General features: G+C 72.3%; 17 protein-coding genes. 10 read left to right on the plus strand and 7 right to left on the minus strand.

Annotation, left to right across the window (positions count from 1 at the left end):
• The first annotated feature begins 254 nt into the window (after positions 1-254).
• From ACMATS_RS18455 to ACMATS_RS18480, 6 genes are all read left to right on the plus strand, one after another.
• On the plus strand, positions 255-1,532 hold the full coding sequence (locus ACMATS_RS18455; RefSeq protein ID WP_414168500.1) for a beta-ketoacyl-[acyl-carrier-protein] synthase family protein: 1,278 nt from the start codon (positions 255-257) through the stop codon (positions 1,530-1,532).
• Complete coding sequence (locus ACMATS_RS18460) at positions 1,529-3,325, plus strand: CoA-transferase (RefSeq protein WP_390777120.1); 1,797 nt, start codon at positions 1,529-1,531, stop codon at positions 3,323-3,325. The genes ACMATS_RS18455 and ACMATS_RS18460 overlap by 4 nt, the downstream gene beginning before the upstream one ends.
• A gap of 120 nt (positions 3,326-3,445) precedes the next feature.
• Positions 3,446-4,423, plus strand: a complete 978-nt coding sequence (locus ACMATS_RS18465) for a ketoacyl-ACP synthase III (protein WP_390777121.1) — start codon at positions 3,446-3,448, stop codon at positions 4,421-4,423.
• Between the two features lie 54 nt (positions 4,424-4,477).
• Entirely contained in the window at positions 4,478-5,149 is a 672-nt protein-coding gene (locus ACMATS_RS18470; RefSeq protein WP_414168501.1) for an HAD-IA family hydrolase, read from the plus strand.
• Positions 5,150-5,200: 51 nt separating this feature from the next.
• Positions 5,201-6,208 (plus strand): AfsA-related hotdog domain-containing protein, encoded by a 1,008-nt coding sequence (locus ACMATS_RS18475; RefSeq protein ID WP_390777123.1) that lies wholly within the window; start codon positions 5,201-5,203, stop codon positions 6,206-6,208.
• Positions 6,205-6,990: an SDR family NAD(P)-dependent oxidoreductase gene (locus ACMATS_RS18480; protein ID WP_390777124.1), complete on the plus strand. Its 786-nt coding sequence runs from the start codon at positions 6,205-6,207 to the stop codon at positions 6,988-6,990. The genes ACMATS_RS18475 and ACMATS_RS18480 overlap by 4 nt, the downstream gene beginning before the upstream one ends.
• A gap of 86 nt (positions 6,991-7,076) precedes the next feature.
• Here ACMATS_RS18480 and ACMATS_RS18485 read toward each other — a convergent pair whose 3' ends face one another.
• The 5 genes from ACMATS_RS18485 to ACMATS_RS18505 all read right to left on the minus strand — a co-directional run bounded on the left by ACMATS_RS18485 (position 7,077) and on the right by ACMATS_RS18505 (position 10,938).
• Positions 7,077-7,754 (minus strand): response regulator, encoded by a 678-nt coding sequence (locus ACMATS_RS18485; protein ID WP_391150190.1) that lies wholly within the window; start codon positions 7,752-7,754, stop codon positions 7,077-7,079.
• Positions 7,747-8,412 carry a sensor histidine kinase gene (locus tag ACMATS_RS18490; protein ID WP_390777126.1) on the minus strand — a complete coding sequence of 222 codons (666 nt, stop codon included), beginning with the start codon at positions 8,410-8,412 and terminating at the stop codon, positions 7,747-7,749. The genes ACMATS_RS18485 and ACMATS_RS18490 overlap by 8 nt, the downstream gene beginning before the upstream one ends.
• A gap of 66 nt (positions 8,413-8,478) precedes the next feature.
• Positions 8,479-9,051, minus strand: a complete 573-nt coding sequence (locus ACMATS_RS18495) for a TetR family transcriptional regulator (RefSeq protein WP_390777127.1) — start codon at positions 9,049-9,051, stop codon at positions 8,479-8,481.
• Between the two features lie 202 nt (positions 9,052-9,253).
• The gene (locus ACMATS_RS18500; protein WP_390777128.1) at positions 9,254-10,030 is read right to left on the minus strand and encodes an SDR family NAD(P)-dependent oxidoreductase; all 777 of its coding nucleotides are present in this window, start codon (positions 10,028-10,030) and stop codon (positions 9,254-9,256) included.
• A gap of 5 nt (positions 10,031-10,035) precedes the next feature.
• The gene (locus ACMATS_RS18505) at positions 10,036-10,938 is read right to left on the minus strand and encodes a ScbA/BarX family gamma-butyrolactone biosynthesis protein (protein ID WP_390777129.1); all 903 of its coding nucleotides are present in this window, start codon (positions 10,936-10,938) and stop codon (positions 10,036-10,038) included.
• A 232-nt stretch (positions 10,939-11,170) separates the two neighbouring features.
• On the opposite strand from ACMATS_RS18505, the gene ACMATS_RS18510 reads away from it, so the two are divergent.
• The 3 genes from ACMATS_RS18510 (at position 11,171) to ACMATS_RS18520 (ending at position 14,903) form a co-directional block, all read left to right on the plus strand.
• Complete coding sequence (locus tag ACMATS_RS18510; protein WP_390777130.1) at positions 11,171-11,815, plus strand: ScbR family autoregulator-binding transcription factor; 645 nt, start codon at positions 11,171-11,173, stop codon at positions 11,813-11,815.
• A gap of 360 nt (positions 11,816-12,175) precedes the next feature.
• Positions 12,176-13,546, plus strand: a complete 1,371-nt coding sequence (locus ACMATS_RS18515) for a family 2B encapsulin nanocompartment shell protein (RefSeq protein WP_390777131.1) — start codon at positions 12,176-12,178, stop codon at positions 13,544-13,546.
• Positions 13,533-14,903 (plus strand): SufS family cysteine desulfurase, encoded by a 1,371-nt coding sequence (locus ACMATS_RS18520; RefSeq protein WP_391150197.1) that lies wholly within the window; start codon positions 13,533-13,535, stop codon positions 14,901-14,903. Before ACMATS_RS18515 ends, ACMATS_RS18520 begins: the two co-directional genes overlap by 14 nt.
• A gap of 40 nt (positions 14,904-14,943) precedes the next feature.
• Here ACMATS_RS18520 and ACMATS_RS18525 read toward each other — a convergent pair whose 3' ends face one another.
• Both ACMATS_RS18525 and ACMATS_RS18530 read right to left on the minus strand, forming a co-directional pair.
• A complete protein-coding gene (locus tag ACMATS_RS18525; RefSeq protein WP_414168502.1) occupies positions 14,944-15,384 on the minus strand; it encodes a GNAT family N-acetyltransferase in 441 nt (146 codons plus the stop codon).
• Entirely contained in the window at positions 15,384-16,013 is a 630-nt protein-coding gene (locus ACMATS_RS18530) for a DsbA family protein (RefSeq protein ID WP_414168503.1), read from the minus strand. Before ACMATS_RS18530 ends, ACMATS_RS18525 begins: the two co-directional genes overlap by 1 nt.
• Before the next feature lie 145 nt (positions 16,014-16,158).
• Between ACMATS_RS18530 and ACMATS_RS18535 the strand changes: the two genes are divergently transcribed.
• Positions 16,159-17,118 (plus strand): NADPH:quinone reductase, encoded by a 960-nt coding sequence (locus tag ACMATS_RS18535; protein WP_414170744.1) that lies wholly within the window; start codon positions 16,159-16,161, stop codon positions 17,116-17,118.
• Positions 17,119-17,152 lie beyond the last annotated feature (34 nt).

A 17,152-nucleotide genomic window follows, 5' to 3' on the forward strand; every position in this document is an offset into this window, starting at 1 on the left:
CGCGGGGAACTGCGCGACCAGCCACGACGCGCCCGCAGATGACGTGCCGCCCGCTTGCCGGGGCTTCGCCCCGGACCCCGAGGGTGGTGCGTCGGCTGCAGGCCGTCGGTGGCTGGTCGCGCAGTTCCCCGCGCCCCTTACGGGGCGCTTTCTTTTTGCCGCGCACTCACCAGTACTCCCGGTACCGGAATTCCCAAGAATTCGGTACCCCGCGGTCCATGGAACGAATTCCCGCCGCCCATAAAGTCGTTCACATGACGAAGACGGAAAACACAAAGGAACCCATAGTCGTCACCGGGATCGGTGTCGTCCTTCCCAACACCCTGTCCGTGGACCGGTTCTGGGCGAACATATCCGGCGGTCTCTCGCAGGTCGGCCGGCTCACCCGGTTCGACGGCGCGGAGGCCGGGCTGCCGGTGCACGTGGCCGCCGAGATCTCCGGCTTCGACCACCACCCCTTCCTCCCCGAGCTGAACGACGCCCACGCGGCCAAGTACTCCCGCGAGATCCTCATCGGCATGTCGGCCGTGGCCGAGGCCCGGCGCGACGCGGGCCTGGTCCCCGGTGACGTCGAGCCGCGCCGGATGGGCGTCGTGATGTCCTCCTCGCGCGGACCGTCCGCCTGGTGGCGCGACGTGCTGACCGGCGCCGACCCGACGGCCTTCGGCGACAAGGGCGCCATGTTCCGCGGCCTGCCCGGCTGCCCGGCCACCCTCTCCGCGATCTACACCGGCGCCCAGGGCCTCGTCACCACCCTCAGCAACGCCTGCGTCGGCGGCCACCAGGCCATCGGCGTGGCCCTGCGCGAACTGCAGTCCGGCGCCGCGGACGTGATGCTGGTCGGCGGGCACGAGTTCCCGATCCTGCCCGAAGTCGCCTCCTGCTACCGGGCGATGGGCAGCGGCGTGATGTCCACCGAGCGCGACGACCCCAAGCGCGCCGTCCGCCCCTACAGCAACGACCGCGAGGGCTTCGCGCTCGGCGAGGGCTCGGTCGTGCTCTGCCTGGAGCGCGAGTCGACGGCCCGCGCCCGCGGCGCCCGGATCTACTCCGAGATCCTCTCCGCCGCCTCCCTCAACGAGGCCGCCCACCCGACCACCATGGACCTCACCGGCAAGGTCACCGCCTCCCTGATCGAGGACCTGCTGGCCGACGCCGGCCGCAGCGCCGAGGACGTCGACTACTTCTGCGCCCACGGCACCGCCACCCGCTACAACGACATCGCCGAGTCCCGGGCCCTGCGCGCCCTCTACCCCGAGCGGACCCTCGGCAAGCTGCCGCCCATCAGCTCCAACAAGCCCATCTACGGGCACACGTTCGGCCTCGCGGGCATCATCAACGTCGCCGCGACCAGCCTGATGATCCATCACCAGACGATCGCCCCGACGATCAACTTCACCACGCCCGACCCCGAGTGCGACCACGACCACGTCTTCGAGGGCGCCCGCCCGGCCGAGCTGGAGCTCGCCGTGTCGATGTCCTTCGCCTTCGGCAGCCAGACCTCGGTGGTCGCGGTGGGGGCGCCGTCATGAGCCGGCCGCCGCTGATCGCGTCCGACGTCGACGAGCTGGTCCGCCGGCTGGTCCGGCCCGGCGACCACGTCCACCTCGCCGGCACCCCGTCCCGCCCCAACGCCCTGACGTACGCGCTGTGCCGGGTGTTCGGCGCGGAGGGGCGGCTGACCGTGAGCACCACGGCCGTGCACTCCTCGGCTCACGCGCTCGCCCTCTCCGGCGTCGCCGAGAAGGTGATCGCCGGGTTCGTGGGCGACACCTACCCGTCCCCGCGGCCCAACCCGCTCTACGCCCGGCTGGAACAGGGCGAGCCCTTCGCCTTCGAGGCCTGGTCGCTGCTGAGCTACGTGCAACGGCTGATCGCCGGCGCGCAGGGCGCCCCCTACGCCGTCACCGGCTCGCTGGCCGGCACCGACCTGGCCGAGGGCAAGCCGGGCGTGCTGCACCGGGTGCCCGACCCGGCCCGGCCCGGCGAACACGTCACGCTCATGGCCCCGTTGCGCCCGGACGTCACCCTCGTCCACGGCGCGGTAGCCGACGAGGACGGCAACATCGCCCTCGTGCCGCCGCTCGGCGAAGGCGCCTGGGCCGCGTACGCCGCGAAGCGCGGGGTGATCGCCTCGGTCGAACGGATCGTCGACCGCGAGGAACTGCGGAAGATCAACGACCGGGTCGTCATCCCCGGCCAGCGGGTGCTGGGCCTGTGCGAGGCGCCGCTGGGCGCCCACCCCCAGTCGCTCCGCACGGGCGGACTGGCCGGTGTGACCGGCTACTTGGACGACTACGCCTTCCTGGAGGAGATCGTCGCCTCCTGCCACGGCCCGCAGCGCGGCACCGACTGGTACCGCACCTGGGTCACCGGACCCGGCTCGCACGCGGGCTACGTCCAGCGGCTCGGTGCCGAGCGCCGGGCGGCCCTCGCCGAACCGGGCACGGTCCCCGAGGAGCCGTACGCCGAGGAGACCGAGCTGTGGCAGGAGATCGCCCGCAGCGAGGCGGCGGCCCGCGCCCGGCTCGCCGCGGCGGAACGCGGCACCGCGCCCGCACCGGCCGCCCCCGCGGCGATCGGGACGGAACCGCCCAGCAGACAGGAACAGTTGATCGTCCTCGGCGCCCGCGCCGTGGCCGACCAGGTGCGCGAGCACGGCTACGACACCCTGCTCGCCGGCATCGGCACCTCGCACATGGCGGCATGGCTGGCCGCCGAGCTGCTGCGCGGCGGCGGGCACGAGGTCAAGGTCGTGGCGGAGCTGGGGATGTACGGGTTCACGCCCGAGCCCGGTGACGTCTACCTGTTCAGCCTGCTGCACGCCGGGCGCAGCGAGATGCTCGCCGGGATCCCCGAGATCCTCGGCGGCATGGTGGCCGCCAACCCCCGCGCCCTGGGCGTGCTGGCCGCCGCGGAGATCGACGGCACCGGCACGATCAACACCAGCCGGGGTGCGGACGGCCGCTGGCTGACCGGATCCGGCGGGGCCAACGACATCGCCTCGTCCACCGACTGCGTGGTGATCGCCCCGTCCTCCCGCCGCCGCTACGTCGGCGAAGTCGGCTACCGCACGAGCCCCGGCGACCGGGTCCGCGAAGTGGTCAGCGACTTCGGCCGGTTCCGGCGCACGGGGGACGGCTTCCGCCTCGCCACGTGGTTGGGGCCCGACGGTCCCGGTGCCGTCGAGGTGCAGGCCGCGGCCGCTGTGGCCGAGCGGACCTCGTGGGACGCGGACGTCACCGGGGTCGTGCCCGAGAAGCCGGTCACCGAGGAGGAGTTGGAGCTGTTGCGCTCCCTCGACCCTGACGGACGGTATCGCTAGCGCGTCGCCTGCGGGTCCGTTGTGGCTGGTCGCGCCCACGCGGCGGAGCCGCATATGTAACCGCCCCGCGCCCCTTCGGGGCGCGCCACACCCACCCCAAATCTTTCGAGGAGCACCCCCATGCACGCACGTACCGAAGGCCGTACCTGGACCGGATCCGGGCTGAAGTTCGCCGGGCTCGGCCACTACTACCCGCGCCACCTGCGCCGCCACGACGGCGAGGTGACCGTCGGCGGACGCACCTACCCGCCCGAGGCCGCCGCCGAACTGGGCGTGCGCAGCCTGCACGTCGCCGACGAGGACGAGACGCTGGAGTTCATGGCCGTCCAGGCCGCCCGGAACGCGCTGGAGAACGCGGGCCGCAGCGCCGCCGACGTGGACCTCGTCGTCCTCGCCAACTGGACCGACCGGCAGTGGATCCCGGAGATCGCCCCCGGCGTGGCGGCCGAGCTCGGCGCCCATGGCGCCCTCGCCTTCGACGTGTGCGGCGCCTGCACCGGATTCGTGCACGGCCTGCAGACCGCCGCCTCCTTCCTCACCGCGCACCCCGGCTGGAAGCGCGCCGTGGTCGTGGCGGCCGACCGGTTCACCCGCCGCGCCCGGCCCGGCACCCGCGGGCAGCTGGTCTTCGGCGACGCGGCCGGCGCCGTGGTCCTGGAGAAGGGCGACCCGGACGACCCGAGCGGCCTGCTCGACTCCGTTCTCGACTGCGACGCCTCCGAGGCCGACACCGTGGCCGCCCGCGCCCCCGAGGGCTTCCTGCGGCCCAAGCCCGAGCTGATCGACCTGGCCGTCCGCTCCAGCCTGCGGGTCGCGGACAACGTCCTGGACCGGAACGGGCTCAAGACCTCCGACATCGACTGGCTGGTGCCCCACCCGGGCAACAACGCCATCCACGCCGGAGTGCGCGACGGACTGGACCTGCCCGTCGAGAAGTTCCTCACCAACTTCGCCGACCGCGGCAACACCGGCTGCGCGTCCATCCCCATCGCGCTCTCCGAGTTCACGCAGAGCGGGGTCCTGAAGTCCGGCGACCTGGTGCTGTCCACGGCGGTCGGTTCCGGCTGGTACTACGGCGGGCTGCTCTACCGCCTGTAAGCACGACGCCCCTTCCGCTCCCTCCGTCCGCCCCTCCCACCCGAAGGAACCGTCATGTCTGCTCCCCTGGCCATCTGGACCGACTTCGGCGGCGTGCTCACCCCGCCCGTCGACGTCACCTTCAACGACTTCTGCGACCGGGTCGGCGTGCCGCTGTACGCGCTCAAGGAGGCCATGCGCCTCGTGGGCGAGGCCCACGGCACCGACTCCATGGGCGTGATCGACATCCCGCTGCTCGACGAGGCCTCCTGGTCCGAGGAGCTGGAGACCGAACTCGGCCGCACCTTCGGCCTGGTGGCCGACCTGGAGAACTTCGGCGACCGCTGGTTCGACGGCCGCCCCGCCAACGCCGACTGGATCCGGCACCTGGCGGCCTTCCGCGACCGGGGCGCCTTCGTGGGCCTGCTGTCCAACCTGCCGCCCTCGTGGGAGCGGCACCGCCGCTACATGGTCGGCGACAGCCATTTCGACGACATCGTCTGCTCCTACGCCGTGGGCAGCCGCAAGCCCGAGCCGGAGATCTTCCGCATCGCCGCGCTGCGCGCCGGGCGCGCCCCGCACGAGTGCGTGCTCGTCGACGACCTGGAGAAGAACTGCGCGGGCGCCGTCGCCGCCGGCTGGCAGGCCGTGCACTTCCGCAGCGCCGAGCAGGCCGCACGCCAGATCGCCAACCTCATGGACGCCGCCGCCCCCGTCGCCGCGCCGCTCGCGGCCGCCGGCATCTGAACCCGCCCTCCCCCCGACCGGCCTTCCGACTTCCCTTCCCAGGAGCCCCAGATGACCGTCATCACCCTGCCCACGGACACCATGACCGCACCCCTGAGCACGCAGCGCACGCTGTCCCGGCGCCTGGTGCACCGCGCCGCGCTCGCCGAGGTGTTCCTGACCGACTTCCAGTCCGTCGACGACAAGATCTTCCGGGCCTCGGCCCAACTGCCGCCCGCGCACTTCTACTACGGCGATCACACGGGCCGCCCGGCCATGCACGACCCGCTGGTCGTCTTCGAGAGCGTCCGCCAGATGCTGCTGTGCGCGATGCACCTGCAGCACGACGCCGGCCAGGACACCAAGTCCATCACCGCGACGGCCTCGATGGAGATCTCCGACCCCGAGCCGCTGCGGGTCCGCGGACCGCTCGACCTCGACCTGCGCGGCACCGTCGAACTGGCCAAGGAGTACCACGGCGCGATCTCCCGGGTCGTCCACAAGGTGCAGGTCATGGTGGACGGGCGACGGGCCGGCACCATCATCGTCGACACCGCGCAGCGCCCGAACGACGTCTACGAGAGCCTGCGCATGTCGCACCGTGACACCCCACCGCCGTACTCCGACACCCTGCCCGCGCACACCGGCGGCGTACCGGTGGCCCCGTGGCAGGTGGGCCGGGAGCGGTCCGAGAACGTGGTGCTGGAGGACGTGCGCGCCGACGGGGACGGGTCGCTGGCGCGGCTGCGGGTCCCGGTCGACCACCCGAGCATGTTCGATCACGCGCAGGACCACGTCCCGGGGCCGGTCATGATGGAGGCCGCGCGGCAGTCCTCGCTGCTGCTGGCCGGGGAGCAGCAGGGCCTCTCCCCCGCGGGGCTCTTCCTGCAGTACGTGAGCGCCGAGTACCTGCGCTTCGCCGAACTGGACAGCGACATCACGGTCGTCACGCGCCCGCTGCCCGAGAGCCTGGACGGGGGCCGCTGGACCGAGGTGGCCTTCGAGCAGGACGGCGAGGCCGTCGCCCGCATGCGGGTCCGGCTGGGCAGCACCGTCGGGACGGAGGTGGCGGCGCGATGAACGAGGCGACGGCCACCACGACGGACCCCACCCGCATCTTCCGCATCGACGGCAAGGTCGCCGTCGTGACCGGGGCGTCCAGCGGGATCGGCGCCCACTTCGCCCGGCTGCTCACCGCGGCCGGGGCCCGGGTGGCGCTGGCCGCCCGGCGCGAGGGGCCGCTGAAGGAACTCTCCGCCGAACTGCCCGGCAGCATCGCCGTGCCCTGCGACGTGACCCTCGCCGAGGACCGCGAGCGGCTGGTGCGCACGGTCACCGAGCAGCTCGGCCCGGTCGACATCCTGATCAACAACGCGGGCCTGTCGGAAACCGTGCCGGCCGAGAAGCAGTCCGTGGAGAGCTTCGACAGCATCGTGGGCGTCAACCTCACCGCGGTCTTCGCCCTCAGCCAGGCGGTCGGCACCGGGATGCTGGAGCGCGGCAGCGGCAGCATCGTCAACATCGCGTCGGTGTACGGGCTGGTGGCCAGCGGCAGCCTGCCGCAGGCCGCGTACGCCGCGAGCAAGGGCGGGGTCGTCAACCTCACCCGCGAGCTCGCCGCCCAGTGGGCCGCGCGCGGGGTGCGGGTCAATGCGCTCTGCCCGGGCTGGTTCTGGTCGGAGATGACCGCCGACATGCTGGGCAACGACAAGGGACGCACCTGGGTGGAGCGTCGCACCCCGATGCGGAGGGCGGGTGAACTGCACGAGTTGGACGGGGCGTTGCTCTTCCTCGCCGCAGATGCGAGCTCGTACGTGACCGGTGCGAGTGTGCCGGTGGACGGGGGGTATCTCACCGTCTGAAGAGCGCCACGGCGCCCCGTCGTCCGCGGGTGCGTCGTGGTTGCTCGCGCAGTTCCCCGCGCCCCTTACGGGGCGCTTCTGCGTGCTCAACTCGCCATCGGCACACGTCGATCCGACTGCGGCCGAATCAGCGCCAGCGCCACCGCCTTGTTCACGGCATCCAGCCGGGACACGGCGTCCAGCTTGTCGAAGATCTTCCGCAGGTGGCGTTTGACGGTGCCCTCGGTGATGCCCAGCCGGGCGCCCACCTGGCGGTTGCTGAGCGCGCCCGCCACCAGGGCGAGGACCTCCACCTCCCGCTCGGACAGCCGATGGGAGCCCGCACCGCCCGGGCTCGGCGCGGGGAGGCCGCCCGGCAGCACCGAGACCGTCACCACGCGCCGCCCGGTGTCGACCCGTTCACGGATGGCGGCCGCCAGCGTCTCGCGGCTCGCGCTCTTGTGCAGGTACCCGCGGACGCCGAGCTCCAGCAACTGCCGGACGAGCACGGGGTGGTCGTCCATGCTCACGATGATGATCCGCAGGTCGGGCTTGTTCTGCAGCATCCGGCGGACGGTGGCCACCGGGTCCTCGTTGTGCGGCATCTGCACGTCGAGCAGGGCGACGTCCGGGCGCAGCCGCTCGGCCAGCCGGACGGCGGCCTCGGCGTCGCCGGCCTGGGCGACGACCTCGAAGTCGGGCTCGACGCCGAGCAGATCGCACAGCGCCTCGCGCAGCAGGGTGTGGTCGTCGGCGACCAGGATGCGGATCCGGTCCTCAGTCATCGATGCTGCTCCCCTTGATCGGTATCCAGACGGCGACGGTGGTGCCGCGGCCCGGGGCGGACGTGACCGTGGTGGTGCCGTCGAGGGCGCGGGCCCTCTCCTCCATGCCGAGCAGCCCGTTGGTGCGGCCCGCGGTGCGGGGCGCACGGGCGTCGAACCCCACGCCGTCGTCGGCGACTTCGGCGTACACCTCGTGCGGGGCGATGACGGCGCGGACCGTCACCTCCTGTGCCCCGGCGTGGGCGAGGGCGTTGCGCAGCGCCTCGCGCACGACGATGAAGACCTCGTTGACGACCAGCGGCGGCACCCAGGCGTCGTCGCCGTCGACATGCAGCCGCACCCGCACCCCGAGCGGCTCCATGGACTGCAGGAAGCTGCGCAGCGCGCCCTCCAGCGGAGGCGCCGAGGTGATCGCACCGGCCGCCGGGCAGCGGCGCAGGGCGGAGGTGACCTCCCGGGCCACGCCCAGGGTGTCCAGCAGGGCGGCGCGGGCGTCGGCCAGCCGGCCCTTCTCGGCCGGGGTCAGCCCGGTCGCGGTGAGCTCCAGGAGTTCCAGTCGCCGCAGTGCCAGGGCGAGCCCGCTGCCGATCCGGTCGTGGACCTCTCGCGCGAGCCTGCTGCACACGGCCGCATCGGGGGCGGCGTCGATGTACGTCACAGCGATCCTGCCTTCCTCTCCGTAACACCAGAGAGAATACAGAACGCTCGCTTTGTTTTCCAGTCCTTAGACACCTCTTGCCGCGACGCCGTTGAGCACCAACTCCCATATCGGCTCAAGCCGGTTGACGGTGCCTCCGCGGCGACGCTGCACCTCGGCACCCGCCAGCAGGTGGGCGATCAGGGCGGCCACCGTCACCGGCGGCGCCCCGAAGCGGAGTTCTCCCTGCTCACCGGCGCTTTCGAGCAGTCCACGGACGGCGGGGAGCCAGGCCGCGTTCCAGTCGGCACCGACCTTGGGACGCTCGCGGGCGAGGAGGGCGGCCGAGCGCACGGCCACGTCCTCCTCCAGTAATCGCGCGAGCCCCAGCGTCAGCGCCCCCACGGAGCCCAGCGCGCACTCCCGGTTCGCCGCCACCTTCTCGACCAGCTCCCGCGTGACCTCGCAGCCGCGCTCCACGACCGCGTCCGCCAGCTCGCTCTTGTTGGCGAAATGAAAGGTCAGAGCCCCCATGGAGACCTGGGCGGACTTGCAGATGCCGGACAGGGTGGCGCCTGCGTAGCCCTTGCCGTCGATCTCCACGGCCGCCGCCCTGACGAGGGCCTCGCGCGTACGGACGGCCCTCTCCTGCATCACCATTGCGCTCTCCCCATCCCGTGGCGAGCTCCCCCGCGGCCCCTTGCCGGCTCCGGTCAGCACGATATCCACAGGCCAGGCCAAAATCAAAGCGATCGTTCTGTATTTTTGGAGTCGGGGCCTCCGCCAAAGCAAAAGTTCCCCGCGCCCCAAAAGGGGCGCGGGGAACTGCGCGAGCAACCACGGCCGACCGGCAGCCGAAGGACTACGTGGCCGTCCACCCACCGTCAACGGGCACGGCCGCACCGGTCACGAACGAGGACCGCTCACTGCACAACCAGGCGGCGGCCTGCGCCACTTCCTCCGCATCAGCCATCCGCTTCTGCACCGGCCGGGCGAGAAACGCCCCCTCCAACTCCGGGTCGCGGTCGAGCACCTGCTCCATCATCTCGGTCATCGTGTTGCCCACGACCAGGGCGTTCACCCGGATCCCCCGCGCCCCGTACTCCGCGGCGGCCGCCTTCGTCAGGCCGATGACCGCGTGCTTGGCGGCCACGTACGCGGCCGAGGCCCCGGTCGCCACCGTCCCGGCGACGCTGGAGGTGTTCACCACGGCCCCCGGCACGCCCGAGGCGAGCATCGCGGGGAGCTGGTGGCGCATGCAGTTCCACACGCCGCGCACGTTGACGTCCATGGTCCGCGCGTAGTCCGCGTCGTCGACCTCGTGCAGCAGCGCACCCGCCGTGGCGTAACCGGCGTTGTTGAAGGCGGCGTCCAGCCGGCCGAAGGTCTCGACCGCCGCGGCCACCGCACGCTCCGCGTCCTGCGGCACGGTCACGTCGCCGGCCACCGCCAGCGCCCGGCCGCCCGCGGCACGGATGCCGTCCACGAGCTCCTGCAGCCGGTCCGCGCGACGGGCGGTCACGACCACGGCCGCCCCCTCGGCGGCGAACAGCCGGGCCGCGGCCGCGCCGATCCCGCTGGACGCGCCGGTGATCAGGGCGACCCTGCCGTCCAGCATCCCCCGTGCATCGTTCGTCATCGCGCTCACACCCGTCCCAGGGTCACGACGGAGGAGAAGACGCACGCGTCGTTCTGCAGGGCGGATATCAGGACCCGCCTGCGCCCGAACCGGTCCGCGGGGAGCGGGTCGGCGTGGATCCAGCAGGGCACGTCGAGTTCGGCGTAGGCGGTGAAGGCGACGTCCATGGCGACCGGGATGCTCTCCTCCGGGTACGCGGCCGCCTGCGCCGCCTGGCGCGCGGCCTCCAGCAGCAGCATGCCCGGGGCGTGGTCGACGAGGTGGTCGAAGAGCGCGGGGTGGGTGAGGTCCACGCGCAGCTGGGTGAGCTGCCGGGAGCCGGTGGGGGACAGGACGACGTCGGCGAACCGCTCGCGGCCCACCCGCCGCGGAGCCATCGGCGGCGCGAGCGGAACCGTCCCGGCCACGGCCTCCGCGAGGTCCCCGTAACGGCCGCGCAGACGGCGGTAGATGGCGGGCGGGTGGTTGTGGAAGGAGGTCCGCGCCGTGCCCAGCCGCACGTCGCCGCGGTAGATCTCCACGGTCATGTCGACCGAGACCAGACGTCCGGCGCGCCGGACGACGTCGGTGCACGTGATGCGCAGCTCGACCTCGGCGTCCGCCGCACCGGCCACCAGGGCCGCGGGGTCGACGGCGTACCGGAAGTCGCTCCACGACTGGCGGTGCCCGAAGGGCACGTCGAAGACCGCGTGGCTGAGCAGCGGAACGGTCTGGCGCACGGACTCGGCCACGAGCAGCGGGTCGTGGAGACCGCGCCGCGGGCCGTAGAAGTCGTGGGCGGCCGGCCACCGCGCCGTGACGGAGAAGGTGTCGGGCCCCGTGGGCCGCCAGCCGGTGAGCAGCACCTCGGACTCGGACGTCTTGTGGACGAAGGCGCGTGGCACCGTGCTGGTAGCGCTCGACGACATGATGATTTCCCCCTAGCGGTGTACAGGCCTGGCGGGATGCCTGGCCGGAAGCCGCAGCCACAAACATAAAGAGTGCTCGCTTTTTTAGCTTCATGAACATCCCAAAGAATCCCCATGCCTCCACCAAAGGGCGTCTGATACCCCTGACTTGGAACCGGTCCCGGGCAGGCTGAGCAGATCCGCCATCCCCTGGTAACGTAGAGGTCGTTCTCATTTTTTTTCAGGAGGCAGGATGGGACGGCCCAAGCAGGAACGCGCCGTGCAGACCCGCGAGGCGATCCTCCGTGCGGCGGCCGAAGTGTTCGACGAGTACGGCTACGCCGGCGCGAGCATCAACCGGATCCTCGAGCGCGCGGGTGCCACGGCCGGCGCCATGTACTTCCACTTCAAGTCCAAGGAAGACCTGGCCCGTGCGGTGATGAACGCACAGCCGGAGACCATCGTCCCGCTGCTGGAGTCCGAGGGGCTGCAGCGGATGGTGGACATCACCATGATCTGGTCCTTCCAGCTCCAGCGGGACCCGCTGCTGCGCGCGGGTGTGCGGCTGGCCACGGAACAGACCGGGCTCCAGGACGCCACGTCCTATGTGGAGTGGGCGCAGATCATGAGGGACTGCCTGAACGTCGCCCGCGAGAAGGGGGAGCTGCAGGCCGGGGTGGATCCGCACGAGATGGCCGAGTTCGCCGTCGAGGCGTGCACGGGCATGCAGATCTATTCGTCCGTGGTGAGCGGGCGGACGGACCTCCCGGAGCGGGCGGTGCGGATGTGGCGGCTGCTGCTGCCGGGCATCGCCGTCCCGGCGGTGGTGGCCCGCACGGAGGTCAGTCCGGCACGGGTGCCGGCGGCGCTGCGCGCGGAACCCGGCCCGGCCGCCTGAGGCCGTCCTGCCGCTGCGGGTCGTTCGTGGTTGCTCGCGCCCACGCGGCGGAGCCGCTGGGGGTACCTCCCAGCGGTAGCTGGGGGAGCAGCCGCCCCGCGCCCCTGACGGGGCGCACCCGGAACGCGTTCGTCCGACCATCAGATCCGGACAACTCGCAGGCCAGCACACCCGTTCCCCTGGTCACGCTTGATCATCTCCGATGCATGGTCAGGGGCGTCCGCCCATTCACTGGTTACTTTGTCCAGCATGCGGACGGCGCGCCAGCGGCTGATTCCGTCACCGACCGTCTTGTGATCGTCACATGCCAGCCGCACGATCGGTCCTCGTCCGGACGCACCACCGTCCCGAGGAGGCACCATGAACGATCGGCTCAGTCTCGCGCCCGATGCCGCACGGCAGTTGGCGACGACCACCAAGACCACCCCGCAGATGCGCGGCATCACGCCCCGCTATCTGCTGCGCGCCCTCCCCTGGGTCGACGTCGACTCCGGCGTCTACCGGGTCAACCGGCGGCGCACGTTCATCCTCGGCGACGACAGGATCAGCACCTACCAGGAGGGCGACGCCCACCGCGTCGTCCCGGAGGACCTGCGCGAACTGCCCTACCTGCGCGAGGCCGAGGAGGGTTTACTCGCGGAGCTGGCCGGCGCGTTCACCCAGGTCTCCTTCGACGCCGGGCAGATGCTGGGCGACGAGGGCAGCGCCTCCGACCGCCTGTGGGTGATCGTCCTCGGCCGGGCCGAGAAGCGCGTCACCGGCCGGTACGGCGAGGACGCCCTGCTGGAGGTCGTCGGTGACGGCCAGTTCTTCGACCTCGACTCCTGGACGCGCTGCGCGCCGCTGCCGTACCGGGTCAAGGCGCTCACCTCCGGCGTGGCGCTCACCGTCGAGCGCAGCGTGCTGGACTCGCTGGCCGGCCGGGACGCGGCCCTGCGCGCCGCCATCGACGCCCACCTCGCCGGCACCGCGCCCGCCCCGGGCTCCGAGGTGCCGGTCGACCTCGCCGGGGGGCACGTCGGCGAGGTCGAACTGCCGGGCACGTACGTCGAGTACGAGGACGCGCCGCGCGAGTACCACATGACCCTCGCCCAGACGGTGCTGCGCGTGCACACCCGCGTCTCCGACCTGTACAACGAGCCCCACGACCAGACCCGGGTGCAGGCCGGCCTCACCGTCCAGGCGCTGCGCGAGCGCCAGGAGTCGATGATCCTCAACCACCCCGAGTTCGGCCTCTTCAACAACGTCGCCCCGGGCCAGCGCGTGCAGACCCGCACCGGTTCGCCGACCCCCGACGACCTCGACGAGCTGCTGTCCCGGGTGTGGAAGCAGCCCGGCTACTTCCTCGCTCACCCGCGCGCCATCGCCGCGTTCGGCCGGGAGTGTACGCGGCGGGGTGTGCCCCCGGTGACCGACTCCAGGTTCGGCAGCCCCCTGCTGACCTGGCGCGGAGTGCCGCTGCTGCCCTCCGACAAGGTGCCGATGAACTGCGGGACGTCCCAGATCCTGCTGATGCGCACCGGCGAGGCCGAGCAGGGCGTCGTCGGCCTGCGCCCCTCCGGCGTGCCCGACGAGGTCGAGCCCGGCCTGTCCATGCGCAACATGGGCACGGACCGCAAGGCGATCACCTCGTACCTGCTGACCGCGTACTTCAACGCCGCGGTGCTGGTCGAGGACGCGCTCGCCGTCCTCGAGAACGTCGAGGTGTCGAACTACCATGACTACTCCTGACGTTGCGAGCGCGACGGCCGTACCGACGGCCGTGCCGGCGGGCGCACCGACAGGGGTGCCGACAGGCGCGCCCACGGACGCGCCGACGGCCACGACCGTCGCCGACCGGCCGGACGTCCGCACCGGGAGCACCCGCGCCGGCGGCTTCGACCCCGAACTCGCCCGGCGCGACGTCCCGATCCTGCACCGCACGGTCAACGGCCGTCCGCTGGTGTGGCTCGACAACGGCGCGACCACCCAGAAGCCCCGCCAGGTGATCGAGGCCCTCGCGGGCTACTACAGCACCACCAACTCCAACATCCACCGCGGTGCGCACACCCTGGCCCGCGAGGCCACGGAGGCGTACGAGGGCGGCCGGGCCGCGGTGGCGGGCTTCCTGGGGGCAGCCTCCCCCGACAGCATCGTCTTCACGCGCGGCACGACCGAGGCCGTCAACCTGGTCGCGCAGAGCTGGGGGCGGGACAACCTCGGTCCCGGGGACGAGATCCTGGTCTCCACGCTGGAGCACCACTCGGACATCGTCCCCTGGCAGTTGATCGCCAAGGAGCGCAAGGCCCGGGTCGTGCCGATCCCGCTGCTGCCGGACGGGCAGATCGACCAGACCGCCTTCGCGGACCTGCTGTCCTTCCGCACCCAGCTGGTGGCCGTCAGCCACGCGTCGAACGTGCTGGGCACGGTGCCGCCCGTCAAGGAGATGACCGCGCTCGCGCACCGTTACGGGGCCCGGGTGCTCGTCGACGGGGCCCAGGCGGTGGCCCACTTCCCCGTGGACGTCCAGGACCTGGACGCGGACTTCTACGTCTTCTCGGGCCACAAGCTCTACGGCCCCACGGGGATCGGGGCGCTGTACGCCAAGCCCGACGTGCTGGAGGGCATGCGGCCCTGGCAGGGCGGCGGCAACATGATCGATCACGTCGACTTCTCGGGCAGCACGTTCGCGCCCGTCCCGCACCGTCTCGAAGCGGGCACGGGCGACCTGTCCGGCCCGGTCGGGCTGCGGGCCGCCATGGAGTGGCTGACGTCCTTCGACCATCGCGCCGTCGCCGCGTACGAGACGGCCCTGACGCAGTACGCGCAACAGGCGCTCGCCTCGGTACCGGGCCTTGAGGTGCTGGGCTCGGCGCCCGAGCGGGTTGCGGTGCTGACGTTCACGATGGCCGGGCAGGACCCGTCGGCCATCGCGTCCTGGCTCGACCAGGACGGCATCGCGGTCCGGGCCGGGCACCACTGCGCACAGCCGGCGCTGCGGTTCTTCGGCCTGGAGAGCGCGGCGCGGGCCTCGCTGGCGCTGTACAACACCGCGGAGGAGGTCGACCAGTTGGTGGACTCGCTGATGCGGCTGCAGGAACAGGGCTGAGGCGGGGAGACGGGGGCGGTGCCTGCGGGCGCCGCCCCCGTCAGCGCAGCGCGCTCGCGAAGTGGAAGGCCGAGACGGACATGCCGCGCGCGTGGTAGAAGCGGTGCGCGCCGCCGTTCGTCACCCCCGAGTCCAGTTCCACACGCTCGCAGCCGGCCCGCGCCGCCCGCGATTCGAGCTCCTCCCACAGCCGCGCCCCGACGCCCTCGGAGCGGCGTCCGGGATCGGTGACGAGATCGTCCACGAACAGCACCCGGCCCCGGCTCGTCGCCAGCACCCGGTACGTGGCCAGCCCCGCGCAGCGCCCGTCCACGTCGTACGCGGCGAGGAAGACGAGCCCCTGGGTGTGCGCCTCCGCCACGAACGCGGCGCACACCTCCGGGGTCAGCGCCGGGCGCAGGGCGTGCAGCAGCGGCTGCACGTCGGCGGCCATGCGGGGGTCGCCGGGCACGACCTCCGTCATGGTCAACTGCACGGTCATCAGTGGACGTTCAGCGAGCCCGTACGGGTCCGCTTCAGCTCGAAGAAGTCCTGGTAGCCGGCCAGCAGGCGGACGCCGTCGAAGACCCTCAGCGCCTCCTCGCCGCGCGGGATCGAGCTGAGGACGGGGCCGAAGAAGGCGACGCCGTCGATGTGGATCGTCGGGGTGCCGACGTAGGCCTCGGCCACCGGGTCCTTGCCCGCGTCATGGCTCGCGCCCAGGGCCGCGTCGTACTCGGTGCCGTGCGCGGCGGCGGCCAGCTCGGCGGGCAGCCCGAGTTCGGCCAGGGACTCGCGGACGACTGCGTCGAAGTCGTCGTTCTTCTGCTGGTGAATGCGGGTGCCGAAGGCGGTGTAGAGGTCGCGCAACCGCTCCTCGCCGTGCTGCTCGGCGACGGCCGCGGCCACCCGGGCGGGGCCGATGGACTTGTCGACGAGCTCGCGGTACCACTCCGGCAGTTCGTTGCCGACGTTGTGCAGGAACAGGCTCATCGCGTGGAAGCGCACCTCGATGTCGCGCTGCGCCTCGACCTCCAGGACCCAGCGGGAGGCTATCCAGGCGAAGGGGCAGGCGGCGTCGAAGTAGAAGTCGACAGTGGTGGGGGTGGCGGTGGTGGCGGTTCTCGTCATGCACCGAACCTAACCGGCCACTGGACCAGGAATGCGGGCCACTTGAGGAGCAGAACCCTGGGTCAATCGGGGCCGGCCGACTTGACAGACCGGCGGGCAAAACCCTGCCGGCTGCCGCACCCGGTGCCACGATGGGGCGGTGATCATGCGCGCCGCTTATACAGAAGAGCTCGGGCCGCCGGAGGTCATCCGCTACGGCGAACTGCCCGTTCCGCAGCCGGGACCCACCGATGTGCTGGTCGAGGTGACGGCGACCGCCGTCAACCACGTGGACACCTTCGTGCGTTCGGGTGCCTGGCGCACCCCGGTCGCGTTCCCGTTCGTCGTGGGACGCGACCTCGTCGGCACGGTCGCCGAGGCCGGCCCCGGGGCCCCCGGGTTCCGCCCCGGGGACCGCGTCTGGTGCAACAGCATGGGCCACGACGGGCGGCAGGGCGCCGCGACCGAGCGCGTGGTCGTACCGGCCGACCGCCTCTACCCCCTGCCGGACGGCGTCGACCCCGTCGAGGCCGCGGCCCTCGCCCACCCCGCCGCCACCGCCTACCTCGCCCTGTTCACCCACGGCCGGCTGCGGGCCGGCGAGACGGTCCTGGTCGCCGGGGCGGCCGGCAACGTGGGCAGCGCGCTGGTGGTGATGGCGGCCCAGGCCGGGGCCCGGGTCGTTGCCACGGCCCGGGCCGAAGATGCCGAGTACTGCCGCTCGTTGGGCGCGGCCGAGGTGATCGACTACCGGGACCCGGAGGCGTCGTACCCCGGCGGGGTCGACGTGTACGTGGACACGTCGGCGCGGAACGACCTGCCGTCGGCCGTGGAGTTGCTGGCGAAGCGGGGGCGGGTGGTGGTGATGGCCGGGCTGCGGACCCGGCCGGTGCTGCCGGTGGGGCCGCTGTACCTGAAGGACTGCTCCGTGATCGGCTTTGCGATCTCGCAGGCGACGACGAGTGAGCTGGCGGAGGCCGCAGCTGCCATCAACAGGTTGATGACAGCTGGGCTTTTGCGGCCACGGGCCGTGGAGGTGCTGCCGCTGAGCGCGGCGGCTGAGGCGCATCGGCGGATCGAGGCGGGGGAGGTGCGGGGGAAGTTGGTGCTGCGGGTGGGAGCGTAGGGGTGCCCCGGTCCCTCCCCCAGCTACCGCTGGG

The sequence above is a fragment of the Streptoverticillium reticulum genome (assembly GCF_047456005.1).
GTDB lineage: Bacteria > Actinomycetota > Actinomycetes > Streptomycetales > Streptomycetaceae > Streptomyces > Streptomyces reticulum.

Bases quoted from the DNA above. Each gene is read 5' to 3' on its own strand.
- ACMATS_RS18495 (WP_390777127.1), bottom strand. From the start codon at position 9,051: ATGGTGATGCAGGAGAGGGCCGTCCGTACGCGCGAGGCCCTCGTCAGG.
- ACMATS_RS18455 (WP_414168500.1), top strand. From the start codon at position 255: ATGACGAAGACGGAAAACACAAAGGAACCCATAGTCGTCACCGGGATC.
- ACMATS_RS18520 (WP_391150197.1), top strand. From the start codon at position 13,533: ATGACTACTCCTGACGTTGCGAGCGCGACGGCCGTACCGACGGCCGTG.
- ACMATS_RS18475 (WP_390777123.1), top strand. From the start codon at position 5,201: ATGACCGTCATCACCCTGCCCACGGACACCATGACCGCACCCCTGAGC.
- ACMATS_RS18530 (WP_414168503.1), bottom strand. From the start codon at position 16,013: ATGACGAGAACCGCCACCACCGCCACCCCCACCACTGTCGACTTCTAC.
- ACMATS_RS18535 (WP_414170744.1), top strand. From the start codon at position 16,159: ATGCGCGCCGCTTATACAGAAGAGCTCGGGCCGCCGGAGGTCATCCGC.
- ACMATS_RS18480 (WP_390777124.1), top strand. From the start codon at position 6,205: ATGAACGAGGCGACGGCCACCACGACGGACCCCACCCGCATCTTCCGC.
- ACMATS_RS18485 (WP_391150190.1), bottom strand. From the start codon at position 7,754: ATGACTGAGGACCGGATCCGCATCCTGGTCGCCGACGACCACACCCTG.
- ACMATS_RS18465 (WP_390777121.1), top strand. From the start codon at position 3,446: ATGCACGCACGTACCGAAGGCCGTACCTGGACCGGATCCGGGCTGAAG.
- ACMATS_RS18500 (WP_390777128.1), bottom strand. From the start codon at position 10,030: ATGACGAACGATGCACGGGGGATGCTGGACGGCAGGGTCGCCCTGATC.
- ACMATS_RS18505 (WP_390777129.1), bottom strand. From the start codon at position 10,938: ATGTCGTCGAGCGCTACCAGCACGGTGCCACGCGCCTTCGTCCACAAG.
- ACMATS_RS18470 (WP_414168501.1), top strand. From the start codon at position 4,478: ATGTCTGCTCCCCTGGCCATCTGGACCGACTTCGGCGGCGTGCTCACC.
- ACMATS_RS18460 (WP_390777120.1), top strand. From the start codon at position 1,529: ATGAGCCGGCCGCCGCTGATCGCGTCCGACGTCGACGAGCTGGTCCGC.
- ACMATS_RS18525 (WP_414168502.1), bottom strand. From the start codon at position 15,384: ATGACCGTGCAGTTGACCATGACGGAGGTCGTGCCCGGCGACCCCCGC.
- ACMATS_RS18510 (WP_390777130.1), top strand. From the start codon at position 11,171: ATGGGACGGCCCAAGCAGGAACGCGCCGTGCAGACCCGCGAGGCGATC.
- ACMATS_RS18515 (WP_390777131.1), top strand. From the start codon at position 12,176: ATGAACGATCGGCTCAGTCTCGCGCCCGATGCCGCACGGCAGTTGGCG.